This is a genomic window from Pseudomonas sp. JZ114, assembly GCF_051027705.1.
GTDB classification, from domain to species: Bacteria; Pseudomonadota; Gammaproteobacteria; order Pseudomonadales; family Pseudomonadaceae; genus Chryseomonas; species Chryseomonas luteola.
In genome coordinates this window covers 441,491-467,533 of the sequence record NZ_CP069256.1, presented here as the reverse complement: position 1 = coordinate 467,533, position 26,043 = coordinate 441,491, and the positions used below count along the sequence as shown (strand labels likewise).

Sequence of the window (26,043 nt, the reverse complement as noted above, 5' to 3'; positions counted from 1 at the left end):
AATTAGCCGTAACTTATTGATTTTTAATAAATAAAAAAACAAAAAAAGAAATTCTGTAAGGTTTTTTGTAAAATCACCAACCTAAAGGAGCCAGAATCTTTACATTTCTTGCCCTATAGGGCCGGCCGAGCATTAAAATGCTTGGAGGGAAAACCTCTTGCCTATGCTGATTTAGGTCAGCCACCTACCCGCTGTACAAAGCAGAGACTCCAGCATGCTCCTCATTGAAGATGCCGTATACAACGACGCCGACTGCCAATCACCGTTCCTGATAGTGAGTCCTTGAGATGGGAAGTAAATTACTATTATTGAACGGTAGGCAGCAGTGATGAAGTCGCCCATGGTTTCGTAGGTATTGCTCTATAGATAGGTTGAGCGACGTCTAAGCTCAGTGCCTCATTAAGGCGCACTAAATCGTCCCGCGGCGGGAGCCTGCTTTTTAAAGTTCTCATCAAATCCTAATAGCTTGATAATAGTACCTAATTGCTGTGCGGTAGCCGCCTCAACTTTTAAGCATGGAAAGCCAATTTATTATCAAAGCAGAATAGCGCTATTTGAAGTTCACCATAAACATCGAGAAAGTGGCTATCCACTTCAACCAGATCAGACACCTTTAGATACATCAGGCGACCAAATCCTCGGCCCTACTTGTCAATTTTATGGTCGGAATCGAGGGTTTTAAATGGTTTCAAATTGGCCTGGTCAAAAACGCAGCCATTGTCGGAGATAGCGAAGCCGATGATTGTGGATAGAGATTTAACGTCTCAATCCAGACCGCCCTAGCTAGCGTGATTGATACGAAGAACAATCTTGCCATTTTCGGCATTCGCTTTTTCTTCGATAGAGTGAATGGAGTTTTCAACCACCTCAACACCGGCGTTAGACCGTGGCTTTTCGGAAAAGAGGTGTTTCGCAAGCGGTCTTTGAGTTTAGTTTGTAAACTCCATTCACTTTATTGAATTAGAGATCCCCTTTAAAGGCAGAGTCGAGAATCGATGCTTTCAAGCTTTTAAGATCTTCTATTTTTCCGAGCAGGACTTCTTCTGCATCGTGAACTTTGCTTTTCAGTGCTTCAATAGTTGCCACTAAAGCTTTTTGGTCCTCTAAGCAGCACATCGGAACCTCAATTTTGCCTAAGCGAGTTAACGCTAACTTTGGCTGAGCAACTGTTTTTGTGGCTAGCCCTGCTTGCGCAGAGAAATCCGAAGTTAAAGTGAACAGATACAGGTAGTTTAAGTTCAACTGCTGCTTGTCTTTGATAACTAATTTGGCTGCGTTTTCCGTCAAGTTTGCGCCGTTTAATTCTGGTGGTACAAAGCCTGTCTTACCGATAGTGCCGGCGATACTGATATACAGATCATCCTTAGAAATAACATAGCGCTTTATTTGCTCATGGACTTCTTTGGATATGTACTTGATATCACATAGGTCTATCGTTCCTTTATCAGTAAAATCTGCCACTCGGATATAAGGATGCGCAGTCGCTTCATCACTTAGTTTTTCACCTTTTGGCAAGCGCTTTCCACCTTTTACCTCGGCCAGCGAATCAATCGTCATGCGCTCGGCGATGGCCGAGAATTGCCCGTCGAGTGCTGATTGAAGAAGGCTGCTTTTTAGCGCAGCGCTTTCCTGCAAATGCTCGATGGCGGTGTCGACGCGGGTAAGCAGTTCATCGAGTTTTTCGACAATACGTTTTTGTTCTTTTTGCGGAGCCAGTGGAATAAGAAATCTTGATAAACTTTTAGCAGACAAATTAGGCTGCGCAGCGCCATTATTGTAGCGCTCAATGAAATTTGCGCACAGCGAACTATTAAAATAATACAGCAAGTAATTTGGATCGAGAGCGTCAGATGGTCTAACAATCACCAAAGATGAGGCAATTGCACCCTCGGTAAGATTATTTACTATAGCGCACTTTCCAAGTGATCCTCTTAAGCAGAACAGAAGATCGCCCTGGCGAACTTTCCCGGAACCCAAAATATCGTAACGCTCACGGGTTATGTAATTTAAACCAGCCTCAACTATTTTTCGTCCATCCAAGCTTCCTGCGTTAATGACAGGAATCCCCGAGTTTACAAAAGCATCTTTGGATGGATAGTTTTTTCCTCGATCTCCATTTTCAAACTTACAGAGTGAGGCTAATTCCGTGTATTTCCATCCATCCGGCAATGGAGATAAAACCTGTTCCATGCTTATTTCTCCGCCAGCAGATCTTCAATTTCATTCAGCAGCCCAGATACCAGTTCCTCCTTGATGCGGATCCGCTTCAGAATATCGCTTGGTGCTAAATGCTCGGCATCTTTTTGCTTGGTGGGGTTTTTAACGGACAAGTCATAGTCTTCAGCCAGTTTGCTAGCCGAGACTATCCAAGAGCGATCAGTGACTTCGCGACTGATATACAACTCAACAAATTCTTTTAAGTGCTGATCGGTGATAGGTTTGTTTTTGGTGAGCTTTTGCTCGGGTTCGCACTCGTAGTACCAAACATCGCTAGTGCCGCCGCTGCGCTCAAAAAATAGCACGTTGGTTTTTACACCCGAGTAAGGCAAAAACACCCCGGCAGGCAGGCTCAAAATAGTGTGCAGGTTGAAGTTTTCTAGCAGTTCTTGTTTAACCTGTTTAAAAGCGCTGTTGGTTTGGAACAACACACCCTCAGGCACGACAACCGCGGCCTTGCCCCCGCTTTTTAGAGTTTTCATAAAGTGCTGTAAGAACAGCAATTCGGTAGCGTTACTCTGGATAGGGAAGTTCTGCTGGATCTGCGACTTCTCTTTACCGCCAAACGGCGGGTTAGCCAGAATAATGTCGTATCGATCTTTCTCCTGAATGTCGCGAATATTCTGGGTCAGAGTATTACCACGGAACAGATTGGGTGACTCGATGCCATGCAAAATCATGTTCATCATCCCCATCACATAAGCCAGCGAGGTTTTCTCGTAACCGAAGAAAGTATCGCGCTGGATAAACTCCCACTGCTCGGTAGAGAGCTGCTTCTTTTTCCTCTTCAGGTGTTCAAAAGCTTCCACCAAAAATCCACAGGAACCGGCTGCCGCGTCATAAATGGTCTTGCCGGGTTTTGGATCAACTGCCTGCACCATCGCGCGTACGACAGGACGCGGCGTATAGAATTCACCAGCATAACCACCTGCATCCCCCATATTCTGGAGTAAGCCTTCATAGACTAACGAGAGCTCAAACAGATCAGATTCTGACTGGAAGCTCAGGCTATCCACAATATCCAGCACTTCACGCAAGGTATGGCCGGATGCTACCTTATTATCCAGATACTGAAATATCGCACCAATTTTATAGGTAAAGGATTTTGGGTCTGCACCGGTTGCGGCTGCATTGGAAAAGCTTTTCAAGTAAGGGAATAGCTGCTTGTTTACATAATAGGTGAGGTCATCCCCGGTTTTAGCACGTGCAAGATCCAACTTGCCATCAGTTGTTTTAGGGCAAGCCCAGTTTGACCAACGGTGTTCATCATCCAATACCGGCTGATAGTTCTTGCCGGAAAATACCGCTTCGTCTTCTTTCTCTGACTCATAATCATCGAGAAACTTCAGGAATAAAACCCATGAAGTTTGCTCTGTATAATGCATGGCACCGCTGATTCCATCGTCGCGGCGCAGGATGTCGGTAATGCGATCAATTTTCTGTTGCAGTGACATGCTTAGAGCTTTCCGATAATAAAATTGTACATATTGGTGATGTCTTCGCTGATTTCTGCGGGTGGAATCAGGTCAATATAGGCTTGGAGTTTTGCAGGGTCTAAACCCTCACCATCGGTATTAATCAGCGGATTGATAACATCTTTGACATTCAACCTGCGAATATCATCGTTATCACCAGGGTTATTTGGTTGCAGGTGATTGCGCTGCGCAATATCAACATTGTTTATTTGTCCAAGCAGATTGCGGTGCGCCAATGCGGTGTAGGAGAGCAAATAGTTTTTAATTTCGCGGCGTTTCCACGCGAGCAAATAAGGTGTCACCCTTATGGTTTGCGGCCAGAGAATGGCAGTCAGTAAGTCGCGGTACACTTGCCCATTCACCTGAACGCCATTGGCAGCATTCCAATCGAGGGTGGCCTCGTCACGATCGCAAATCATAAAAATTTTGGTTGTGACCAGCGTGGACTCGATCTTGCTAAGGCCATGTAGCCAATCAATCTTGCCCTTGCCAAAGGTTTCGTTGGAAGTAGCGTAACTGGATGACTTTTTCATGGCATGCACAGCGGCTAGCCGGTTTACGTCTAGCCCTGCACGTGCCGCGAGTTTGGTGAAGATAATCCAGTCGTTATAGTCATCTAGCAAGGCGATGTTTGGCAGTTTACCGCACACCTCAAATTCCACCGATTTCGCTCGTGACAGCACACTCAGGCGATTGATCAATTGCTTAATTTTGTTGTCTTCGTTGATCTTGCCTTTTTCGACGACTTTCAGGTGCTCTATACGATTCTCTTTTGCTGAAATGGAGTCGAGTAAGTGTGTGGTAGTGATGGCGTGCCCTTTTATGCTGTGCAGCAATGCCCAAAGCTTTTCGACGTTTTTATAGTGAAGATGCGAATCTGCCTCATCGAATAAGAACAGCGTATTTTCTGAGTCGAATAGGTCAATGAGGGCATACAAGAATAAGAGCTGGTATTCGCCGTCGCTTAGCTGATCCAACTCGATATTATTGTTGAATACGAGCTGACAACGCGGTTTATCTATAAAGTAGTTGTTGTCGGCAGCCTGAGTGAAAAAAGCCACTTCCGGGTCCCAGTTGGTAGTCATGGCTTGGGCGTTTGGCTCACCGGCTTCATCATCACCAGCTTGAACTTGCCGTGGATAGTCGAAAGAGACTTGGATTAACCCATTGGCTGTGAGATCAACGGCTCGCTTTCGCAGTGGCTCTTCAAACTCATAATTATGAGATATCAGGTTGGTAATAAAGCTTTCAAGTGAGCGAAAGTATGGCGTTGCACGCAGCGTGTCAGCCTCACCGCGCTCCTCACGCTTGAGTGCATCTTGCACACGTGCGATGTAGTTTTTATCCACTTTAAAGGCGCATTTGAAGACTGTGCTCAGATCATCTTTATCTGGCTGCGACTCATTAACGTATTCATGCTCAACCAGGAAAGATCTAACTTTGCCATTGCGTTTGATGGCTGTAGCTAAAAAAATCAGAAGCTTCGACCAAGATTTGTCGAAATAAAAGCAGTCAAGATTGAGACCGCGCCCAGCTTGCCTTTCTCTTTTCAAATACGCCCTGAATTTTTCTGAGTAGTTCTCGTTCTGGCCAGACGAGAAGCACACAACCTTTAGGTTTTCGTGGTCGCGCCCGGCTAATCGTTGTTCAAACACCGACTGCAAAATACTGGATTTGCCTGAGCCATTCTCGCCGATCAGCGTTGCGACCTTATCAATCGTTAAGGTCTGCACTTGTTCATGTAATGGATTTGGGGCTAAGTTAAGTTCCATTGGTTAGCTCAAATGGTATAACTGGTGTTGTAGTTGTTTAAATGCAGCGAGCAATTGAGCAGGTTTTCCACCAAAAGCCATGGAGGCCTCTTTATTGGTGCCAAGGTCAGATAGCTCAATCAGCGCTGGCAGGCGCTCACGCGCCAGCTCGGTCACACCCGTCTGCTCGTAGCGATTCAGCACAAAATGCAGGAACTGCCTGGCCTTTTCCTGTTGGTACTGATTGAAGAAGGCATTATTGGCTCTTACTGCTTCCGCTCGTGATTTACGGGTAGCCATGGGTTGTTCGAACGCTAAAAACGCCAGCAGATCGAACATGTCGCAGTCGTCGGCCTCAAACATACGGCGCAAGGTTGTGAGCTGCTCTTTGTCAAAGCCCGCCTGCACCAGCTTGGCCAAGATTTGTTCACGCAGGTCTGGGTCTGACCAGATATCACGAAGATCATCAACACTTTTGAACAGGCCCGGCAGTTGTTCAATTAACCGTTCAACAAACTCTTGAATAGTAAGGGGCCTACCGTTTTCGTCGATATAACGGGTTTCAATATCGATGACCTTGAGCTCGCGGTGCTTGCCAAGTTTTATCTTCAACCTTGGACGCGGCTCACTTGGTTCACTATCGCCGCCTTCGGGCGGTTCAGGTGTGTTGGGCGGTGTGGTTGGTTCTCTGATTCCGCCTGGTTCCGGCGCCTCGGGCTCGCCGTCCCATTCTTCATCATAAAAGTTGTTGGTAGCGCCTCGAAAATCGACGATAGTGAAGTAGTCTTTCCCGTCAAATACTCGGGTGCCACGTCCAACAATCTGCTTGAATTCCACCATCGTACCAATGGTTCGATCCAGTACCACATTTCGCACATTTCGGGCATCGACACCGGTAGTGAGCATTTGTGATGAGGTAATAATGGTTGGGATGTCTTTGTCGTTGTCCTGAAATTTTTCCAGCAGCTCGCGGCCAACCTTGCCTTCGTCACTGGTCACTCGCACACAGTAATGCGGGTCTTTAACGGCTTTGTATTTGTTGATCATGTCGCGCATGGTCAGCGCGTGGTTCTGGTTCTCACAGAAGACTATGGTTTTTTCCAACGGGTTGATGTTTTGCAAGATGGCTTTGGCGACCAATTCAGTGCGTTCATCAACAATTATTTTGCGGTCGTAATCTTCGACCTGATATATACCCTGACCGGACTCACCTTCGACTATCACGTCATCTTTGGTAAGCACCAACTCATCAAGGTTGGTTCTTATACGCTTAACCCGGTAGGGCGTTAAGAAGCCGTCGTTGATACCGTTTTTAAGTGAATACACATAAGCGGGCTGGCCAAAATATTCATAGGTGTCCACGTTGTCTGTGCGTTTGGGGGTGGCCGTTAAACCCAGGTGAACGGCGCTGCTGAAGTGATCGAGAATGGCCCGCCAAGATCCAGCTTCATTGGCAGCACCACGGTGACATTCATCAATCAACACCAGATCAAAGAAATTCTTGGGATAGGCTTTGTAATAGCCACCAATGTTTTCTCGCTCCGCAATCGCCTGATAAATCGCAAAAAAGATGTGCGCATTGGTGGGTACCACTCCATTGCGCTTGCGCACTTCTTCCCCATTGATTTTGATTAGGTCTTTTTCATAGGGGTTGAACGTGTTAATGGCTTGGTCGGCCAGGATATTACGGTCGGCCAGGAACAGGACGCGCGGCCTGCGTGAACCAGCATTATCGCGGTTCCAGCGAGCCTGAAATACTTTGTGAACGATTTGAAATGCAATAAATGTTTTACCGGTACCGGTGGCCAGTGTGAGCAAGACGCGGGATTTGCCTTGGCCGATGGCATCTGTGGCAGCATGAACTGCCAGCTCTTGGTAGTAACGCGGTTGCATAGCCCCTTCCAAATGGAAAGGGATGTTTCTTAGTTCTTGGCTTAAATCCGTTGTTTCACCATCATAGCGCTTTTCCAGCTCAGCAGGTGTTGGGTAAAACTCAATGTATTCGCCTTTGCCTGTTTCCAGATCGAATTCGTAGGTTTGCTTGCCATTACTGGAATAGACGAAACGTACGCGAAGCTTGTTCGCATAGGCGATGGCTTGTTGCAGGCCTTTGGTTGGATGTTCGGATTCTTTCTTGGCTTCTACAACGGCCAGATAGCGGTTGTCTTTGTGAAGTAGGTAGTCCACAAAGCAACGTCTCCCACGTACACCGCCAGCCATCTTTCTACCGTCGGTGAAGTAATGCTCCCGAATGATATTGCTTGGTTGCCAGTTCGCTGCCCGTAAGGCTGGATCGATATAGTTGGCTCGGGTATCTGCTTCAGATGCCATTAGGCCACTCCTTAGTCCTTCTTCTCAGGCTAAAACTCCGAAGCACAAGACCTGCAGCCGGTACGAATAAGAGAGGGCGGCATTCGGAGCCAGACTCGGTCTATTGCGTGACAGGGTGTAATCAGCCCTACCATGATACATCGCCGCCTTCTTGCACGTATTGCGTCAGTTTTAGGCCCGAGCATTACCCTTAAAAACCAAGCAAAAGCCACGAATAGCAATCGTACTAGGCCCGGGATTCAGCAAGGTAGCCCCCCTGCATACCTAGCGAAAGGATATGGCTCATTTAGTTTTCTTATCCTGAAACACCGCAGCCGGCTGTTAGCGTGCCTTGGTCAGTTCCTTTTTGATGAATCGCGATCAATGGTAGGGAGTGGCGCATTGAGCTTTGCGGGTGTCATTCCGTGCTTGTAGGCGTTGTACTGCCAAGTAGCGAACCGTTGCAGCAGAAGCTGATTTTCACGCCTGAGCCGATCATTTTCGCTTTCCAGACGACTGATACGCTGCTCCGCAATAGCTAAGCTTGCAGGTCTCTTTGAGCTTTGGAATCCGGACTTAATCTGCTGTTTTTTGAGAGCGAATGCCGTCTTGACGCGCTCCTGGGCATTCAATGTCTGTCTAGTAGGCCGCGTACCGATCAATGGAGCAACGGCGTCACATAAGCCATCCCAGGTCAGCTTGTCCCGCGTACTGTCGATCTGGTTGATAATGATATCGATATCTTTTCCCGCTAGATGTTTGGCCATGACCTAAACCCCCAGCAGCGCGCGCAGTTCATCGATTTTCGGCTCCTCAATATCTTTAGCTGGAGCTGAAAGCTTAGGTGTTGCGGACTTAGCGGTGAGTGCCCGCTTTAGCGGACTGAATTCCTGATCATGTCGCATACGAATGACTGCACCATCTGTAGTGTCAGGCGACTCAAGAATTTGAATGAGTTGTTCAACTCGCTCAAGCGTCTTGATCTGGTGCGCTGTCCAACGGTCAACACTGCCTATATCGAATTCACCAGAACTGCTGGCGTCCTGCGCTTTCTTGAGTTGCAATCGAATACCCTCGCGCTGCTGCTTCAAACGCTGCAATTTGCTGTCATCGCCTTTCACGCATACCTGCTCCGTGCAATTAAGACAGTCCCTATACTTTTGACAGGGCAACATTGAAAAATCATGAACACAGAAACCGTACTCAGTCACATGAGCAATACCCTCGCCGGCAGCTTCAAGATCGGCAAAGCTCACCGGCATGTTGGCCTTGATCTTTGCTAGCGCCGAGCCGACACCAACCCCTTTAGCTAGAGTCACGTACTCATCGGTGGTCATGTGGTTGTAAGTGGCATTTTGGTGAATATTTGCCCGCCCAGACCAGCGAGCAATGTAAAGCTCACCAAGGGCGTTCTGCTGACCAATGGTATTCAAATAGTGCCTAACTTGATGAGAGGTCATCGATATGTCGGACCCATCTAAATTCTTATAGCCATTACGCTTCCAGATGCTTCTTTCTTGGCCATTGATATAATTCAAGTCGGTTGTGAAGGTACTCTTGGAAGGCACCCACAACAGCACTGGGCTTGGGCTCATATCTCCACGCAGTTCGTTCCAGCGAAAGCAGCAGAGCGCATCGGAGTACTTGATATGCCGCTCCTTGTTTTTCCAAGGCCAGCCTTTGGGCAACTGACTTCGGCAATAGGCATTAAGAAACGCGAGAGTCAACGGCTCGCCTTTAGCCTTAAGCATCTGATAAGGCTCATATGCCTTAAAATATTGCCTTATGGCGGTGCGTGAATTTTCATTAGTCAAGCCCAGCGCCATGCATGCCTGTTCATCAGTCAACGACTGCGTCTCCCCCACATTGGGGCAGCTCTCATGGCGAAAGAACTTATCAGGGTTCTGTTCGTACCATTTGGCTAAATCGCGCCCTTTTTTGGACAACTCGGTGAGCCGCCGAACAGCCTCGATGGCCGTCTCGTTAAAGACTTCAGAAGACCATTTGATGTCAGAGCCAAACCCCTTTCCGCCATAAAACCGAAGACCAATGCATTTGGTGTGCTGGTCATCATCTTCGTAGTGCAAGCAGTTAACAGGTAAATCCTGAATCTCAGTAATGCGCGAAGGCGCGCACATCAACAGAGCGAAGATAGACGTGGTGAATCGGTCTCGCGGCGCCTGAAGGTCATTTGCGAACATCTCGGCCATCCAGTCTAACCATTGCTCAGCTGGGATCTTCGCATTGCGCTTAGCCTTACTATCTGAGTCTGTTCGTATGAGCTCTGCAGGCTTTGAGATCGGATTTTTCCAGATAATTTGGCACGAGACTATTCCACTGTCATTGAGGAACTCAACGAGCTTGCGAAGGGCAATTCCAGATTGATAAGCAGTCGCAGGGGATGCACGCGCAACATCCACAGCAATATCCATGACATTTGCATCTGCCAAGGTGATATCGGCTTTGCCTTTGACTTGCAACAAGGCTTTTTCAATGCAGCGAATGGCCTTGATTTCATTTTGAGCTTTGTTGGATTGTGGCCCTGCTGGTAACGTATATAAGCCTTGGCGAACGGGATAATCTCTGCGCTCAGCAACTGTTCTTGTGAGTACCCACGCGAGGGCGCTCCCATGACAGTAAAATTGCATACTTTTGGCCAAGCATGGCTTTCCCAGTCCCAATTAACCCCGAACACTGTCAGCTTGTCACGGCACATGGCAATGAACGCTTCCAAGTTAGTCCGAGCATCAAGCTCTGCTTTAGGCTTAAAAAGCAGAATATCAGACATACTCGGCCTCCTCCTTCAGAGCCTTGCAACGACTCACAACATCGCTAACCGCAAGTATCAAGCGGTCATTGACTGACGCAATTTCTAAGTCGTTGGTCTGTTTAAGAACGAGGTCTCTTTCATTGATTAGCCTCTCAAGGACTGTTTCGTGAGGGCCGTCGAGCCACGGTTGGAATCTGTTGCAGGTGTAACAGGCAATGGGGGCAATCGCTCCACAAAAGCCATAGCTCCCGCACGTGCCGAGGCCTTTCGACCCATTAGTGATGCGACTAGCTTGGTCATTGCCGCGCACCGCATCTTTCTCAGATACAACAATAACTCCCTGAAATGCCTGAGCTAGCGGCGCAAGCCGCAGGGCTACAGCCTTGTTGATATGCTTGACGATATCGGGAATGTTTTTGACATAAACACCAACATGCTGTGTATCAGTGTGATCCAGTGCTTCAGCAATCAAGTATTCACGCTTGCCTTCACGCGCTAGGTTCGTACCCAGCGTATACCGGAAGCGATAGGGAAAGAGCTTGATCGGCTGGCCGGTGCGCTCGCTGGTTACATTAATTGCCTTTGAGACCTTACACATCAAGTTGCCCGTTTTGCTGGTTCGCATGTGCAAGTAATCCATCCTCAACTGTTCTTCTAAACTGATATTGGGATTGAGCACACTCAGATTGGGGAACAGCGGCAACTCGGGAATCAACTTGGCGGGCACTTTACCGCCGATCATGTTCGTGAATTCTTGCTGAACAGCCGTTGCTTGCTGCTGCAAAACAAGCCAGAGGTCTTCGCTGATTGGGAACTTACTGAATGACCTACGCCAGCCCTGATAAAACTGCTTAGCACGCGGAAAGCTGATAACAAACCTGTCGATTCCGTCTTTGCCGGTCTGCTTGATGAGATCTTTGATCTTCAGTGCAGTAACCTGTACTGGACGCCGACCTGTCAGCGCAAAAGTGAGCGTCAGAGCGGTGTCCACAAGCGCCAAGCGCCCTTCGCTAAAGGCAGTGGTTATGGCTTGGATCACACCTTGCATTTCTGTATCCGTCAAAGGTCCGCTCTCAGGGCACATTGACTGGACTGCGTAGCCTTTTTCACCGGCTTTGAGGCGCCACTTGGACAGCACCTGAATAACCTCTTCGGCAATGCCTGGGTACCCCATTGCATGCCACTGCTTGATGACAATACGCAGATTACCTAGATACCACTCGGTCTTTTTGTCGAGCATGGATCTGTACGATATCAGCGACTCGACGCTAAATGGCTGTTGCCCATTGGTGGCCTTTAAATAGATTTTACAATGGTAAAAACAACTTCTAACAAACCCAGCTGAGGTTGTAGTGGCATAGAACGCAAGCACTAGTCGAAATGCCAGATACAGGTCCGGACTCAGCAGTTCTTTGACCGCATAAACCGGAACCGCCTCGTCCTTGCTAAGTCTCCAACGATCATCGCCAAACCTGAACTTGTAGCCGTCTCGGGAAATAAGCTCTTCATCTGCCTCCGCCTGCTCAGCCCACCGGTTCATGTCTTGTCCTTGTTGTTCAAATAGCGCTCTTGCAATCCAAGCACCGCCTTAGCCGCTTCTTCTTTTATGTGCCGCTTGTTGTATGTCCCCGCAGTGCCAGATGTTGGGCTCCACCCCATCAGATAGGAGCGCACTTGCTGCTCGCGTTCAGGAGTCACTCCGTTGTCATCCAACTGCTTCGAGAACACATAATTCCAAGCATGGCGCAAAGCATGAGCATGCACGCCGCTAAACTCTGGTCCTATGCTTTTGATTTCACGCATGAACTTGGCAAATCCGGCAATCGACAATGGACGCCCGCAGGAAGGGCCGGATTTGTGCGTCACAAATAGATAGCCGTGCCTCTTCGCTCCAGACACTTTGCTCCGATACTTGAGCACGTAGTCATGAATTCGACCAGCCAATAAAGGATCGACGGGAATGGTGCGCTCCCGCGTCTTCGCAACGGGCTGATATGAGCGCAGATCGCCTTTTGCATCTGGCCGTCGCACAACCGACAACGTATTGGCAGCAAAGTCGATGTCTTCGACTTTCAAGCTCAACATTTCGCCGCGCCGCATGCCTGTGACGCGCAAAATGGCGAACATCAGCGCATTGCGAACTTGAGCGCCATAGTCTTTAACCGGATTGTTCTTAGAGCCAGGTTTGAGTGCATTTTCGAGCCTGTGGAGCAACTCAACGTCAAGATTCATCTCATCTCGATCTTTTTGCGACTTGTCGGAAATTCTCGGGCGGTTGGCCTTGATCGTGTTGACCATGGCCTGAACACGCTTCTTGCTTTCCTCAGAGCCATGCTGAAGCTGAACCGCTAGAAAGCCAAGGTAATCAGCAATCACCGTCAGGCGAGCATATTGCACCTTTGTCGAGACGATCGGTTGCTGACGCCTACGCGCCGAAATTGATGCGACTTTTTTTTCGGGCTGCGCATCATCCCTGATTGAGCGCTGCATGAAATCGCGCAATGCGTGAATTTGATAGGCCTCAAGAAGCTCGCCACAGGCAAAGCTCGATTCAAGATTGATCTTGTAGTCGACCTGCCAGTCATAAAGAGCCTTAATTGCATGCAAAGCATTTCTGACGGTATTCGCCGCCCTGCTGCTACCACGGACAACCACGGTGATGTACAGAGTCGGGAAGTAAAGAGGCGTGCCCCTTTCGTCAACGAGAAGCATGTAGCGCTCACCGTCATCAAAAAGGATATGCCTAACCGAAAGCTTCATTACTGCCCCTAAAAACATACATATTTACACAGTATTTTACTTCATATTTACGTCAATAATTTTTTATACACACAAAAACAAAAAACCCCCGCAATGCGAGGGCTTTGAGCCAGAACTATACATTCCTATCTAAGGTATCCCCTAGAACGGGATATCGTCATCAAAGCTGTCGTAGTCTGGTGCCGGCTGCTGTGGCGCAGGTGCCGGACGGTTTTCACGCTGAGGCGCCGCAGCTTGCTGGGGACGAGGTGCCCGAGGCGCCTGTTGAGTCTGATTGTATTCATCGCCACCACTAGCAGACGCGCCACCACGGCCGCCCAGGAGCTGCATGGTACCGTTGATATCTACCACGATCTCGGTGGTATAGCGGTCCTGTCCGTCCTGGCCCTGCCACTTACGGGTGCGCAAGCTACCTTCCACATAGACCTGTGAGCCTTTACGCAGGTATTCCCCGGCAATTTCAGCCAACTTGCCAAAGAAAACCACGCGGTGCCACTCGGTACGCTCTTGCTGCTGGCCGGTCTGCTTGTCTTTCCAGCTATCACTGGTTGCCAACGTGACATTGGTCACTGCATTGCCATTGGGCATATAACGAGTTTCCGGGTCGCCGCCGACGTTCCCGACCAGGATTACTTTATTAACACCACGAGCCATTTACTTCTCCTGAAATCTTCATCAATCAATGAGCTACCGCCGCGGGATTTACCAACCGCTCCAAGGCCTCACGATTGACCTGTTTGGTATCTATTTTAACGTAGACCGCAGCTTCTTCCGCTACGACTACCGCGTCAGTAACGCCGGGCAAAGCCATTAGCCTATCAGTCAATGCCGCATCCTGGGCAACGGATGGCGCCAACGGCATGCGCAGACTGGTGACATAAGGGGGTTCGCGCATCGTAACAGCTATTAGCAGCCAAACGACACAAAGCGCCGCACACCCTAGAAAAACGGTATTCAACCCCCCATGCTGGAACAGCCAGCCACCCAGAATGCCACCGGCCGCCGAACCTAGAAACTGACTGGTGGAATAGATGCCCATTGCCGTCCCCTTTCCTCCAGCAGGGGCCACCTTGCTTACTAGCGAGGGCAGTGAAGCTTCCAACAGATTAAAGGCAGCAAAGAACACAACGATGCCAATTACCAGTGCCGTCAGACTTTCATCAAAGGCAAAGAAAAACAGCTCACACAAAGCCAGTACCGCAATAGCGCCCACGAGCACCCGCTTCATCTGCCGCTTCTTTTCGCCATAGATGATAAAGGGCACCATGGCAAAGAACCCTACGACCAAGGCAGTCAGATAAACCCACCAGTGCTGCTCCTTGGCCAACCCGGCATGCTCAGCCAGCGCTAATGGCAGCGCTACAAAGCTGGACATCAGCACGGCATGCAATACGCCAATGCCAAGGTCCAGCCGCAAAAGATCCTTGTTGCGCAACGTTTTGCCCAATGCCTGTTTGGCAACACTGGACTCGCGATGTTGCATGACGCGCGACCCCTTGGGCACGAGGAAAAGAATCAACAGGAGTCCAATCAGCGCCAGCGCAGAAGTCGCCCAGAAGAGACCTGACAAACCAAACGAGCGCGTCAGCAGAGGACCGGACACCATTGCAACTGCAAAGGACACGCCAATACTCATTCCAATGGTAGCCATGGCCTTCGTACGATGCTGTTCGCGAGTCAGATCGGACAGCAGTGCCATCACAGCGGCAGAAATAGCTCCGCCCCCTTGAATGACACGACCCAGAATAACACCCCATATGCTGTGCGCATTAGCAGCCACTGCAGCACCTGCAGCAAACACCAGCAGGCCTGCAATGATAACCGGCCGCCGACCAATACGATCAGAAAGCGTACCGAAGGGAATTTGCAGTACAGCCTGGGTCAAACCATAAGCACCGATTGCCAAACCGATGAGGGCTGGCGTCGCATATGCCAGCTCCTGACCATAGGTGGCTAGCACCGGTAACACCATGAACATACCAAGCATGCGAAAGGCAAACACAAGGGCCAGTCCGACCGCCGCGCGGCGCTCTAAAGCGCTCATGCGGTCGCTGAGCTTATCGTGCATGAATACTCCTCTTGTCGGCACCTCAAAATTCATCGTGCCGGATAACTTTAAAAATAGCGAAAGAATGACCACATATAGGAAAGCGGGACGAAGCCCAAGCATGCCGACTTATACCCCAGACATGCTGTCCCTTGGCTGTACCGTTGCCAATTTGGCAACGCGGCAATTACTGCTGAAGAGCACTCACAATTTTACCAGTCTTGACCTGTCCGGCACAGGCGCGACGTTTCGACGCGCACCCGGCCGACGTCGTACAATTGCGGGTTCTCAGATGCCCGCCAAGCGAGGCCATAACATACGTGGATAAGATCCTTATCCGTGGGGCGCGAACCCACAATCTAAAAAATTTCGACCTTACCCTACCCCGCGATCAGCTCATCGTCATTACAGGCTTGTCCGGCTCGGGCAAATCGTCTCTGGCATTCGATACGCTTTATGCCGAAGGGCAGCGCCGCTACGTCGAATCATTATCGGCTTATGCTCGCCAATTCCTATCAATGATGGAAAAGCCTGAGGTCGATAGCATAGAAGGCTTGTCACCTGCGATTTCCATTGAGCAGAAGTCTACCTCGCACAACCCTCGCTCAACGGTAGGGACTATCACCGAGATCTACGATTACCTGCGCCTGCTTTACGCGCGTGTAGGCACGCCACGGTGTCCCGATCACGACGTGCCTCTGGAAGCACAGACCGTCAGTCAGATGGTCGATCAGGTCGTCAGCATGCCGGAAGGTCGCCGCCTTATGTTGCTGGCTCCTGTCATCCGTGAGCGCAAGGGTGAGCATCAGGCTATCTTCGAAGAGATGCGTGCGCAGGGCTTTGTTCGTGCTCGGGTAGATGGTCGCCTGTACGAATTAGACGACCTGCCCAAGCTAGACAAGCAAAAAAAGCACACCATCGAAATCGTGGTCGATCGCTTTAAAGTACGCGGCGACATCCAGCAGCGCTTGGCAGAATCGTTTGAGACAGCGCTTAAACTGGCCGATGATATTGCCGTAATCGCTCCCTTGGAGGGCGAGGACGGTGAAGAAGTGCTCTTTTCAGCTCGCTTCTCCTGCCCGATTTGCGGATTTTCCATCGGCGAGCTTGAGCCCAAGCTATTCTCGTTCAACAACCCGGCCGGTGCCTGCCCTACCTGTGACGGCCTAGGCGTTAGGCAGTTTTTCGATGCACGCCGGGTTGTAAATAGCGAGCTTTCCCTGGCAGAAGGGGCCGTACGCGGGTGGGATCGCCGCAACGTCTATTACTTCCAAATGCTGGGTTCACTCGCAGCCCATTACGGCTTCAGCCTTGAAGAACCCTTTAAGAACCTCAGCGCCAACCATCAGAAAGCGGTGCTCAACGGCTCTGGTCGTGAGGGCGTAGAGTTTCGCTATCTCAACGATCGCGGAGACATTGTCAAGCGCTCTCACCCATTCGAAGGCATTCTGCCGAATCTGGAGCGACGCTATCGTGAAACCGAATCACAAAGCGTACGGGACGAGCTGGCCAAATACCTGAGCACACAGCCGTGTTCGGAGTGTAATGGTACACGTCTGCGCCGTGAGTCACGTCACGTATGGGTCGGGGACAAAACGCTACCTGCCGTGACGCGCTTACCGGTAGGAGATGCAACCAGCTACTTTGCGGACCTGACCCTGGCCGGACATAAAGGCCAGATCGCAGACAAGATTCTCAAGGAAATCCGCGAGCGCTTGCAGTTCCTGGTCAATGTAGGACTGGACTACCTCACCCTGGACCGCAGCGCCGACACACTTTCCGGGGGCGAGGCTCAGCGTATTCGCCTCGCCAGCCAGATTGGCGCAGGCCTTGTCGGGGTCATGTACATTCTTGATGAGCCTTCTATTGGCCTGCATCAACGGGACAACGAACGCCTGTTAGGAACACTTACGCACCTGCGTAACCTGGGCAATACTGTCATCGTCGTAGAGCACGATGAGGATGCAATCCGCCTTGCCGATTATGTTGTAGATATTGGCCCAGGGGCAGGCGTACACGGCGGCCAGATCATTGCCCAAGGTACACCGGCAGAAGTCATGGCACACCCAGAGTCCGTAACGGGGATGTATCTTTCAGGACGAAAGAAAATCGTCGTGCCTGCCGAGCGCACCAAGCGTGACAAGAAGAAAGAACTGGTCATTAAAGGTGCCCGCGGCAATAACCTACAGAACGTTGAGCTGCGTATTCCAGTAGGCTTGTTCACATGCATTACAGGTGTTTCAGGCTCAGGCAAGTCAACCCTCATCAATAATACCCTGTTCCCTATTACAGCTACCGCACTCAACGGCGCCACTACGCTGGAAGTAGCACCCTATGATTCGTTCGATGGCCTGCAGCATATCGACAAAGTTGTCGATATCGACCAAAGCCCTATTGGACGCACCCCTCGATCAAACCCGGCGACTTATACGGGCATTTTCACACCCATACGTGAGCTGTTCGCGGGTGTGCCAGAGGCGCGCTCCAGAGGATACGGGCCGGGCCGCTTCTCCTTTAACGTGAAAGGTGGCCGCTGTGAGGCGTGTCAGGGTGACGGCGTTATCAAGGTAGAGATGCACTTCTTGCCCGACATTTATGTGTCATGCGATGTCTGTAAAGGCAAGCGCTATAACCGTGAAACACTTGAGGTCAAATACAAGGGTAAGACCATCACAGAGGTGTTGGACATGACCATCGAAGAAGCGCGTGAGTTCTTTGATGCAGTGCCTGCCCTGGCGCGTAAGCTTCAAACCCTGATGGATGTCGGCCTGTCCTATATCCGCCTGGGCCAAAGCGCAACCACGCTCTCTGGTGGAGAAGCCCAGCGCGTCAAACTGGCTCGAGAGCTATCCAAGCGTGATACAGGCAAGACACTCTATATCCTTGACGAGCCCACAACCGGTCTTCACTTTGCGGATATCCAGCAATTGCTTGACGTACTTCACCGCCTACGTGACCACGGCAATACCGTCGTAGTGATCGAGCATAACCTGGATGTTATCAAGACGGCAGACTGGCTGGTGGACCTAGGACCTGAAGGCGGCTCGAAGGGCGGTCAGATCATCGCAACAGGTACACCAGAAGACGTAGCCGAGAATCCAGCCTCGCATACCGGACGGTTTCTGCAACCATTGCTGGAGCGTGACCGGGCGTGATGCCCCCTACTAACCTTTATAGGTTAGTAGGCGTTGCATCTACAACTTGGAGCTCTGTCGGTCTACTTTGCTGGCAGCGCTCCAGCTCCTTTGCATCATGACTACAAAAAAGCTCCACCTCACTCTTATGTGTCAACGAAAGCTCACGCAGCCGCTGCTGATTACGCAGACGTAGCTCTCGGTTAACTTCCATCATCGTTTGATAAAAACGCAAACCTGGCGTACAGGAACGCTTCGGCTGCCCGACTTCTTCACGATAAAAGTAAGCATCGCCAGCGTGAAGCAACCAACCTGTCGGTGTCTGAATGGCAATCCCCGCATGCCCCCAAGTATGGCCTGCCAATGGAATCATGAGAATTTCTGGAGGCAGACCTTTCAAATCCCGAACTGCAGAAAAGCCATACCATGCCTCGCCTTGAGACTCATATAGTTCCCAGCGCCTTACCTGGTCCCATTGATGAAAACGGTAGCGTCGCTTGCCTATATAGCCATGAGGCAAACGGGCCATACTTATCTCACGTTCTAGCACATGAACCGTGGCGTCTGGAAAATCCTCCAGACCACCCGCATGGTCGAAGTCCAGATGGGTAAGCACAATATGGCGTACATCGCTGGCCTGGAATCCAAGCTGCCGAATTTGCTCGATAGCGGTATAACGCATCTCAAACTGGATATTGTTGAACCCAATGAAAAATCCGCTAAGACGCTTGTGCGGTGCATGAACATCACGGGCACCAAACCCTGTATCAACCAAGACAAGGCCATCGTTGTCTGTCTCAATCAACAGACAATGACAAACAAGATGTCCTGTCAGGCCTTTGCTGAATCCATCAAAAAGCGCACCGCCCCACGGACACATACAACCGCAGTTAAGATGATGTATACGCATGAGATCAATCCCAGTGTGGTTCTTTTATTGCGACACACCGCGGGCGTCAGGTGTTTCCTCTATCTGTACATTTATTTGCAGACAATAAAAAAGCCCCTCGTAGGAGGGGCCTTCTGAACTGACGATACTTATTCCACTTCGCTTAAGGACACACCCAAACCACTGGCGATCCCCTCACCATAAGCGCGATCCGCCTTAAGGAAATGAGCAATCTGGCGGCATTGAACGTCACGCGTAACAGAACGCATAGCACCAGTGATGTTATCGATCAACAATGCCTTTTGCGCATCGGACATCAGGCGGAACAACGCTCCTGCTTGAGAATAATAATCCTCGTCCAGGCGATGATCATAACGATCCGCTGCACCACTCAATGTCATTGCAGGCTCACGGTACTGAGGGGCCTGCTTGGGTGCATTGCTAAAGCTGTTTGGCTCATAGTTGGGTGCTGCCCCACCATTACCATCAAAACGCATGGCACCATCACGCTGGTAGTTCTGGTAAGGCGAACGCGGAACATTTACAGGCAGCTGCTGATAGTTGGTTCCGACGCGATAACGCTGAGCATCAGCATAAGCGAACACGCGCCCCTGCAACATTCGATCAGGCGACAGACCAACCCCTGGCACTACATTGCTAGGAGCAAAAGCTGCCTGTTCAACCTCTGCAAAATAGTTGAGCGGATTACGGTTAAGCACCAGCTCACCCACTTCAATCAACGGAAACGCTTTTTGCGACCATACCTTGGTGACATCGAACGGATTCTCTGTGCGGCTAAACGCTTCAGCTTCGTCCATCACCTGAATGCAAACGCGCCATTTCGGAAAGTCACCCCGCTCGATTGCATCGAACAGATCACGCTGAGCATAATCTGGATCAGTACCGGCCAACCTCGTAGCTTCCGCGGGAGATAGGTTCTTGATGCCCTGCTTGCTCTTAAAATGCCACTTCACGAAGCGCCGCTCACCCGCTTCATTGATAACGCTAAACGTATGGCTCCCAAAGCCATGCATGAAGCGATAGCCGTCAGGAATACCACGATCAGAGAATAGAATGGTTACCTGGTGCAGTGACTCCGGAGAATGCGACCAGAAGTCCCACATCATTTGCGGGCTCTTTAGGTTAGTCTGCGGATTGCGCTTCTGCGTATGTATGAAATCGGGAAACTTCAGTGGATCACGCAGGAAGAAAACAGGCGTGTTGTTACCAACAATATCCCAGTTGCCCTCTTCCGTATAAAACTTCAAGGCAAAACCACGAGGATCACGTTCGGTATCTGCCGAGCCACGCTCACCGCCAACAGTAGAAAAGCGCAAGAATACCGGCGTCTGCTTACCTACGCTTTCAAAAAGCCGAGCAGAGGATAGATGGGTAATATTTTGAGTAACGGTAAAAGTGCCGTAAGCCCCAGAACCTTTCGCATGTACACGACGCTCAGGAATCACTTCACGGTTGAAGTGAGCCAGCTTTTCAACAAGATGAAAATCATCTAACAGCAACGGGCCACGTTCACCGGCAGAGCGAGAGTTTTGATTGTCGGCAACTGGAATGCCGCTAGCAGTAGTGAGCGTATTGTTCTGGCTCATGAAAAACTTCTCCCTTGGAATTGCGCTTCAGCGCGTCTTGCAGAGAAGTATGTTAAAAGCGGGACGGTAGATCTAATTTATTAGATCTAGCCTTGTGATAGAAAACCCAACTACTTTAAGCATAAAAAAGCCGGACACTAGGCCCGGCTTTTGATAACACTCACTGCTTATTCAGCAGATTCAGCCTCAACTGTGCCGCCAATAGGACGGTCAACCAGCTCAACATAGGCCATAGGAGCGTTATCACCAGCACGGAAGCCGCACTTGAGAATACGCAGGTAACCACCTGGACGATTTGCATAACGCTTGCCCAGATCGTTAAACAGCTTGCCGACAGCAGCTTTCGAACGAGTACGGTCGAAAGCCAGACGACGGTTGGCAACGCTATCTTCTTTGGCCAGAGTAATCAGCGGCTCGGCAACGCGACGCAGTTCCTTGGCTTTCGGAAGAGTAGTTTTGATCAGTTCATGCTCGAACAGCGACACAGCCATGTTCTGGAACATAGCCTTGCGGTGTGCGCTCGTGCGGTTCAGGTGACGACCACTTTTACGATGACGCATGGTTAAATTCCTTACCAAACTAACGTTCGGTGACTAATAACGATCAGGCTGTAGCCTTATCGTCCTTCTTAAGACTTGCCGGGGGCCAGTTGTCCAGGCGCATGCCAAGCGACAAACCACGTGAAGCTAGGACATCCTTAATCTCGGTAAGCGACTTCTTACCTAGGTTAGGCGTCTTGAGCAGCTCTACTTCGGTACGCTGAATCAGATCACCGATATAGTAGATATTCTCAGCTTTCAAGCAGTTAGCCGAACGGACGGTCAGTTCAAGGTCATCAACCGGACGCAGCAGAATCGGATCAATTTCGTCTTCCTGCTCAACGACAACAGGCTCACTGTCACCTTTGAGATCAACGAAAGCAGCCAATTGCTGTTGCAAGATGGTTGCAGCACGACGGATAGCTTCCTCAGGATCTAGAGTACCATTGGTCTCAAGATCAAGAACCAGCTTATCCAGGTTAGTACGCTGCTCAACACGAGCGTTTTCGACCACATAGGCCACACGGCGAACCGGGCTAAAAGAGGAATCGAGCTGCAGGCGACCAATGGCACGCGTCTCGTCTTCTTCACTCTGGCGAGCATCAGCCGGCTCATAGCCACGGCCACGAGCAATCTTAAGCCGCATGTTCAGCGAACCGTTATCAGCCAGATGAGCAATGACATGATCGCCGTTGACGATTTCAACGTCATGCTCAAGCTGAATATCGGAAGCCAGAACGGGACCTTGGCCTTTCTTGGAAAGGGTCAGAGTCACCTCGTCACGACCATGAAGCTTGATAGCCAGACCTTTAAGGTTAAGCAGGATTTCAATAACGTCTTCCTGCACGCCTTCGATTGCGCTGTACTCGTGTAGTACGCCATCAATTTCGGCTTCGACCACCGCGCAGCCAGGCATGGAGGACAACAAGATGCGACGAAGCGCGTTGCCCAAGGTATGACCAAAACCGCGCTCGAGAGGCTCGAGCGTGATTTTGGCGCGGGTTGGACTGACCGCCTGCACATCAATGTGCCGGGGGGTCAGGAACTCATTTACCGAACTCTGCATGGATGCACCTATTTTCTAGCCCTTACTTGGAGTAGAGCTCGACAATCAGGTTTTCGTTGATGTCGGCGGAAAGGTCGCCACGAGCCGGAACGCTCTTGAACGTACCAGACTTCTTCTCGGAGTCGACTTCTACCCACTCAACACGACCGCGCTGGGCGCAAAGCTCGAGAGCTTGGGCGATACGCAGTTGATTCTTTGCCTTCTCGCGTACTGCTACCACATCACCAGGCTTAACTTGGTAGGACGGGATGTTTACAGTCTGGCCATTAACAGTAATGGACTTGTGAGAAACCAGCTGGCGAGACTCTGCACGAGTAGCACCGAAACCCATACGGTAAACAACGTTATCCAAACGAGTTTCTAGCAGCTGCAGCAGGTTTTCGCCTGTTGCACCTTTGCGACGAGCAGCTTCTTTGTAATAACCAGCAAACTGACGCTCCAGGACGCCGTAGATACGACGAACTTTTTGCTTCTCACGTAACTGCAGACCATAGTCGGATAGACGACCACGACGCTGACCGTGAGCTCCAGGAGCAGTTTCAATATTGCACTTGGATTCAATCGCGCGCACACCGCTCTTCAGGAAGAGATCGGTGCCTTCACGGCGGGACAGTTTGCACTTGGGACCAATGTAACGAGCCATTTCTTACTGTCTCCTATTACACGCGACGCTTCTTCGGCGGACGGCATCCATTATGCGGGATGGGCGTCACGTCGGTAATGCTGGCGATCTTGTAACCACAGGCGTTCAATGCACGCACTGCAGATTCACGGCCCGGGCCTGGGCCTTTGACGTTTACGTCAAGGTTCTTGAGACCGTACTCAAGAGCTGCCTGTCCGGCACGCTCAGCTGCAACCTGGGCAGCGAACGGAGTGCTCTTACGGGAGCCACGGAAACCGGAACCACCAGAAGTAGCCCAGGACAACGCATTACCTTGACGATCAGTAATGGTTACGATGGTGTTATTGAAAGACGCATGGATGTGGGCGATGCCATCAACCACTGTCTTTTTGACTTTCTTACGAGGACGAGCAGCAGGTTTTGCCATGACTAAATTCCTGTCGATTCGCGGATGCGATTACTTGCGGATCGGCTTACGCGGGCCCTTACGGGTACGCGCGTTGGTCTTGGTACGCTGACCACGAACCGGCAGACCGCGACGATGGCGAAGGCCACGGTAGCAACCCAGGTCCATCAAGCGCTTGATGTTCATGTTGAGTTCGCGACGCAGGTCACCTTCAGTGACGAGCTTAGCGACTTCATTACGCAGCTGATCGATCTGCTCGTCGCTCAGATCCTTGATTTTGGCGGACGGGCTGATGCCTGTGGCCGCACAGATATTCTGAGCAGTAGTGCGACCAATACCATAGATATAGGTCAGCGAGATAACAGTATGCTTGTTATCCGGAATGTTAACGCCTGCAATACGGGCCATTCTAGAAAAACTCCATGTGACAGCAACCCACGCCCTGGAAGCCAAGAAAAGGGCGCGAGATATTAACGCTGTAATAAAAAATGATCAACCCGACAGCACACTAGCTGTCGGGTTATACGCGTGTATTCACACTCAGCCTTGGCGCTGCTTGTGACGCGGCTCCGCGCTGCAGATCACCCGAACGACGCCGTCGCGACGGATGATTTTGCAGTTACGGCACAGCTTCTTGACCGATGCACGAACTTTCATCACCAACTCCTTAACCTTACGGGTACTGATCAGCGGAGCATTCCGCCGCCGTAGCCCTTCAGGTTGGCTTTCTTCATCAGAGACTCATACTGGTGGGATACAAGATGCGATTGGACCTGGGACATAAAGTCCATGACCACCACAACTACGATCAGCAGCGAAGTCCCGCCGAGGTAAAACGGCACGTTGGCTGCAACCACCAGAAACTGGGGCAACAAGCAGACCGCCGTCATATACAGGGCGCCGAACATGGTCAAACGCGTCAACACACCATCTATATAGCGTGCAGACTGCTCACCAGGACGGATTCCTGGAATAAACGCACCAGACTTCTTTAGGTTCTCGGCAACGTCTTTGGGGTTAAACATCAAGGCTGTATAGAAGAAGCAGAAGAATATGATCCCTGCACTAAACAGCAAGATATTAAGCGGCTGTCCTGGAGCAATGGCCTGAGCCACATCCTGAAGCCAACCGAGCCCTTGAGACTGACCGAACCACGAGCCTAGCGAGGCCGGGAATAGCAAAATGCTACTTGCAAAGATAGCAGGTATGACACCCGCCATATTTACTTTCAGTGGCAAATGACTATTTTGCGCTGCAAACACCTTGCGGCCTTGCTGGCGCTTAGCATAATGAACAGCGATACGACGCTGGCCGCGCTCGATGAAGACCACGAACGCAATGATAGCAACAGCAACAAGGCCCACCGCTATCAGAGCGAAGATATTAATATCGCCTTGACGAGCAGACTCGAAGGATTGACCAATCGCTCGCGGTAAGCCAGCAACGATACCCGAGAAGATCAGCATGGAAATTCCATTACCAACACCTCGCTCGGTTATCTGCTCACCCAGCCACATCATAAAAAGTGCGCCTGCAACAAACGTGGTTACAGCAACAAAATAGAAGCTGAACCCTGCTGAAAAGGCTACACCTTGACTCGCCAGTCCTACAGACATACCCGTAGCCTGAACCAGCGCAAGCACGAGCGTACCGTAACGAGTGTACTGACTGATCTTGCGGCGACCAGACTCGCCTTCTTTTTTCAACTGCTCTAGCTGTGGGCTGATAGCAGTGAGAAGCTGCATGATGATCGACGCCGAGATATACGGCATGATCCCAAGTGCAAATATACTCATCCGCTCCAGCGCACCGCCAGAGAACATGTTGAACAGGCTAAGAATGGTCCCCTCGTTCTGCCGAAACAGTGCAGCCAATTGATCAGGATTTATACCTGGAACTGGAATATGCGCACCAATTCGATAAACGATGATTGCCAGAAACAGGAAGCGCAAGCGCGCCCACAGTTCCGACAAACCGCCATTGTTGAGCGCAGAGAGAGAACCTTGCTTAGCCATTTATTCCTCGATCTTACCGCCAGCTGCTTCGATAGCCGCGCGAGCGCCCTTAGTGGCAGGAATGCCCTTCAAGGTAATAGCGTGACCGATTTCGCCAGAGAGAACGACCTTAACGCGCACAACGCTACGATTGATAACATTGGCATCTTTCAGCGCTTGCAAAGTGATCACGCCGCCTTCTACCTTTGCCAGCTCTGAAGTACGAACCTCAGCGCGATCAAGGGCTTTCAGCGATACGAAACCAAACTTCGGCAGACGACGGTGAAGGGGCTGTTGACCACCCTCGAAACCAGGAGCAACCTTACCGCCGGAACGGGAAGTAGCACCCTTGTGGCCACGGCCGCCAGTCTTACCAAGACCGCTACCGATACCACGACCTGGACGCAGCTTTTCACGACGTGCACCAGGAGCGGAACGTAGATCGTTAAGTTTCAT

The 26,043-nt window shown here is 50.5% G+C and carries 21 protein-coding genes; 1 reads left to right on the top strand and 20 read right to left on the bottom strand.

All coding sequences use genetic code 11. The features are described from left to right. Positions 1 to 960 precede the first annotated feature (960 nt). The 10 genes from JQR90_RS02270 to JQR90_RS02225 form a co-directional block, all read right to left on the bottom strand. Positions 961 to 2,190, bottom strand: a complete 1,230-nt coding sequence (locus tag JQR90_RS02270; protein ID WP_073450671.1) for a restriction endonuclease subunit S — start codon at positions 2,188 to 2,190, stop codon at positions 961 to 963. Between the two features lie 2 nt (positions 2,191 to 2,192). Further along, the gene (locus tag JQR90_RS02265) at positions 2,193 to 3,671 is read right to left on the bottom strand and encodes an N-6 DNA methylase (protein WP_434140357.1); all 1,479 of its coding nucleotides are present in this window, start codon (positions 3,669 to 3,671) and stop codon (positions 2,193 to 2,195) included. A gap of 2 nt (positions 3,672 to 3,673) precedes the next feature. Beyond that, positions 3,674 to 5,464, bottom strand: coding sequence for a hypothetical protein (locus tag JQR90_RS02260; RefSeq protein ID WP_434140356.1), 1,791 nt, complete (start codon positions 5,462 to 5,464; stop codon positions 3,674 to 3,676). Between the two features lie 3 nt (positions 5,465 to 5,467). Continuing rightward, entirely contained in the window at positions 5,468 to 7,774 is a 2,307-nt protein-coding gene (gene hsdR / locus JQR90_RS02255; protein WP_010796783.1) for an EcoAI/FtnUII family type I restriction enzme subunit R, read from the bottom strand. Positions 7,775 to 8,109: 335 nt separating this feature from the next. Then, the gene (locus JQR90_RS02250) at positions 8,110 to 8,520 is read right to left on the bottom strand and encodes a hypothetical protein (RefSeq protein ID WP_010796782.1); all 411 of its coding nucleotides are present in this window, start codon (positions 8,518 to 8,520) and stop codon (positions 8,110 to 8,112) included. Positions 8,521 to 8,523: 3 nt separating this feature from the next. Further along, entirely contained in the window at positions 8,524 to 10,413 is a 1,890-nt protein-coding gene (locus JQR90_RS02245; protein WP_230382318.1) for an integrase, read from the bottom strand. A 120-nt stretch (positions 10,414 to 10,533) separates the two neighbouring features. Beyond that, complete coding sequence (locus JQR90_RS02240; RefSeq protein ID WP_434140355.1) at positions 10,534 to 12,063, bottom strand: site-specific integrase; 1,530 nt, start codon at positions 12,061 to 12,063, stop codon at positions 10,534 to 10,536. Continuing rightward, complete coding sequence (locus JQR90_RS02235; RefSeq protein WP_010796778.1) at positions 12,060 to 13,283, bottom strand: tyrosine-type recombinase/integrase; 1,224 nt, start codon at positions 13,281 to 13,283, stop codon at positions 12,060 to 12,062. Before JQR90_RS02235 ends, JQR90_RS02240 begins: the two co-directional genes overlap by 4 nt. 141 nt (positions 13,284 to 13,424) lie before the next feature. After that, entirely contained in the window at positions 13,425 to 13,937 is a 513-nt protein-coding gene (gene ssb / locus JQR90_RS02230) for a single-stranded DNA-binding protein (RefSeq protein WP_010796777.1), read from the bottom strand. Between the two features lie 25 nt (positions 13,938 to 13,962). Then, positions 13,963 to 15,351, bottom strand: a complete 1,389-nt coding sequence (locus JQR90_RS02225; RefSeq protein ID WP_434140354.1) for an MFS transporter — start codon at positions 15,349 to 15,351, stop codon at positions 13,963 to 13,965. A 299-nt stretch (positions 15,352 to 15,650) separates the two neighbouring features. Here JQR90_RS02225 and uvrA point away from each other — a divergent pair, with 299 nt between their 5' ends. Then, positions 15,651 to 18,485, top strand: coding sequence for an excinuclease ABC subunit UvrA (uvrA, locus tag JQR90_RS02220; protein ID WP_019366100.1), 2,835 nt, complete (start codon positions 15,651 to 15,653; stop codon positions 18,483 to 18,485). A 16-nt stretch (positions 18,486 to 18,501) separates the two neighbouring features. Here the strand turns inward: uvrA and JQR90_RS02215 are convergent, their stop codons facing one another. The 10 genes from JQR90_RS02215 to rplO all read right to left on the bottom strand — a co-directional run bounded on the left by JQR90_RS02215 (position 18,502) and on the right by rplO (position 26,043). Beyond that, positions 18,502 to 19,374: an MBL fold metallo-hydrolase gene (locus JQR90_RS02215; protein WP_010796774.1), complete on the bottom strand. Its 873-nt coding sequence runs from the start codon at positions 19,372 to 19,374 to the stop codon at positions 18,502 to 18,504. Positions 19,375 to 19,502: 128 nt separating this feature from the next. Next, on the bottom strand, positions 19,503 to 20,960 hold the full coding sequence (locus JQR90_RS02210; protein WP_010796773.1) for a catalase: 1,458 nt from the start codon (positions 20,958 to 20,960) through the stop codon (positions 19,503 to 19,505). Positions 20,961 to 21,127: 167 nt separating this feature from the next. Next, positions 21,128 to 21,520, bottom strand: coding sequence for a 50S ribosomal protein L17 (gene rplQ / locus JQR90_RS02205; protein ID WP_010796772.1), 393 nt, complete (start codon positions 21,518 to 21,520; stop codon positions 21,128 to 21,130). A 43-nt stretch (positions 21,521 to 21,563) separates the two neighbouring features. After that, positions 21,564 to 22,565: a DNA-directed RNA polymerase subunit alpha gene (locus JQR90_RS02200; protein ID WP_010796771.1), complete on the bottom strand. Its 1,002-nt coding sequence runs from the start codon at positions 22,563 to 22,565 to the stop codon at positions 21,564 to 21,566. A 22-nt stretch (positions 22,566 to 22,587) separates the two neighbouring features. Continuing rightward, positions 22,588 to 23,208, bottom strand: a complete 621-nt coding sequence (rpsD, locus tag JQR90_RS02195) for a 30S ribosomal protein S4 (protein WP_010796770.1) — start codon at positions 23,206 to 23,208, stop codon at positions 22,588 to 22,590. 16 nt (positions 23,209 to 23,224) lie between these two features. Next, the gene (gene rpsK, locus JQR90_RS02190; protein ID WP_003093689.1) at positions 23,225 to 23,614 is read right to left on the bottom strand and encodes a 30S ribosomal protein S11; all 390 of its coding nucleotides are present in this window, start codon (positions 23,612 to 23,614) and stop codon (positions 23,225 to 23,227) included. A 30-nt stretch (positions 23,615 to 23,644) separates the two neighbouring features. Continuing rightward, positions 23,645 to 24,001 carry a 30S ribosomal protein S13 gene (rpsM, locus tag JQR90_RS02185; protein ID WP_010796769.1) on the bottom strand — a complete coding sequence of 119 codons (357 nt, stop codon included), beginning with the start codon at positions 23,999 to 24,001 and terminating at the stop codon, positions 23,645 to 23,647. A 132-nt stretch (positions 24,002 to 24,133) separates the two neighbouring features. Further along, positions 24,134 to 24,250: a 50S ribosomal protein L36 gene (gene rpmJ, locus JQR90_RS02180; protein WP_003281814.1), complete on the bottom strand. Its 117-nt coding sequence runs from the start codon at positions 24,248 to 24,250 to the stop codon at positions 24,134 to 24,136. A gap of 29 nt (positions 24,251 to 24,279) precedes the next feature. After that, positions 24,280 to 25,608: a preprotein translocase subunit SecY gene (secY, locus tag JQR90_RS02175; protein ID WP_010796768.1), complete on the bottom strand. Its 1,329-nt coding sequence runs from the start codon at positions 25,606 to 25,608 to the stop codon at positions 24,280 to 24,282. Next, positions 25,609 to 26,043: a 50S ribosomal protein L15 gene (gene rplO, locus JQR90_RS02170; protein ID WP_010796767.1), complete on the bottom strand. Its 435-nt coding sequence runs from the start codon at positions 26,041 to 26,043 to the stop codon at positions 25,609 to 25,611. It lies immediately after the preceding gene.

Excerpts from the sequence above, each read along its gene's own strand:
- JQR90_RS02270 (WP_073450671.1), bottom strand. The coding sequence starts at position 2,190 with ATGGAACAGGTTTTATCTCCATTGCCGGATGGATGGAAATACACGGAA.
- JQR90_RS02265 (WP_434140357.1), bottom strand. The coding sequence starts at position 3,671 with ATGTCACTGCAACAGAAAATTGATCGCATTACCGACATCCTGCGCCGC.
- JQR90_RS02260 (WP_434140356.1), bottom strand. The coding sequence starts at position 5,464 with ATGGAACTTAACTTAGCCCCAAATCCATTACATGAACAAGTGCAGACC.
- hsdR (WP_010796783.1), bottom strand. The coding sequence starts at position 7,774 with ATGGCATCTGAAGCAGATACCCGAGCCAACTATATCGATCCAGCCTTA.
- JQR90_RS02250 (WP_010796782.1), bottom strand. The coding sequence starts at position 8,520 with ATGGCCAAACATCTAGCGGGAAAAGATATCGATATCATTATCAACCAG.
- JQR90_RS02240 (WP_434140355.1), bottom strand. The coding sequence starts at position 12,063 with ATGAACCGGTGGGCTGAGCAGGCGGAGGCAGATGAAGAGCTTATTTCC.
- JQR90_RS02235 (WP_010796778.1), bottom strand. The coding sequence starts at position 13,283 with ATGAAGCTTTCGGTTAGGCATATCCTTTTTGATGACGGTGAGCGCTAC.
- ssb (WP_010796777.1), bottom strand. The coding sequence starts at position 13,937 with ATGGCTCGTGGTGTTAATAAAGTAATCCTGGTCGGGAACGTCGGCGGC.
- JQR90_RS02225 (WP_434140354.1), bottom strand. The coding sequence starts at position 15,351 with ATGCACGATAAGCTCAGCGACCGCATGAGCGCTTTAGAGCGCCGCGCG.
- JQR90_RS02215 (WP_010796774.1), bottom strand. The coding sequence starts at position 19,374 with ATGCGTATACATCATCTTAACTGCGGTTGTATGTGTCCGTGGGGCGGT.
- JQR90_RS02210 (WP_010796773.1), bottom strand. The coding sequence starts at position 20,960 with ATGAGCCAGAACAATACGCTCACTACTGCTAGCGGCATTCCAGTTGCC.
- rplQ (WP_010796772.1), bottom strand. The coding sequence starts at position 21,520 with ATGCGTCATCGTAAAAGTGGTCGTCACCTGAACCGCACGAGCGCACAC.
- JQR90_RS02200 (WP_010796771.1), bottom strand. The coding sequence starts at position 22,565 with ATGCAGAGTTCGGTAAATGAGTTCCTGACCCCCCGGCACATTGATGTG.
- rpsD (WP_010796770.1), bottom strand. The coding sequence starts at position 23,208 with ATGGCTCGTTACATTGGTCCCAAGTGCAAACTGTCCCGCCGTGAAGGC.
- rpsK (WP_003093689.1), bottom strand. The coding sequence starts at position 23,614 with ATGGCAAAACCTGCTGCTCGTCCTCGTAAGAAAGTCAAAAAGACAGTG.
- rpsM (WP_010796769.1), bottom strand. The coding sequence starts at position 24,001 with ATGGCCCGTATTGCAGGCGTTAACATTCCGGATAACAAGCATACTGTT.
- rpmJ (WP_003281814.1), bottom strand. The coding sequence starts at position 24,250 with ATGAAAGTTCGTGCATCGGTCAAGAAGCTGTGCCGTAACTGCAAAATC.
- secY (WP_010796768.1), bottom strand. The coding sequence starts at position 25,608 with ATGGCTAAGCAAGGTTCTCTCTCTGCGCTCAACAATGGCGGTTTGTCG.
- rplO (WP_010796767.1), bottom strand. The coding sequence starts at position 26,043 with ATGAAACTTAACGATCTACGTTCCGCTCCTGGTGCACGTCGTGAAAAG.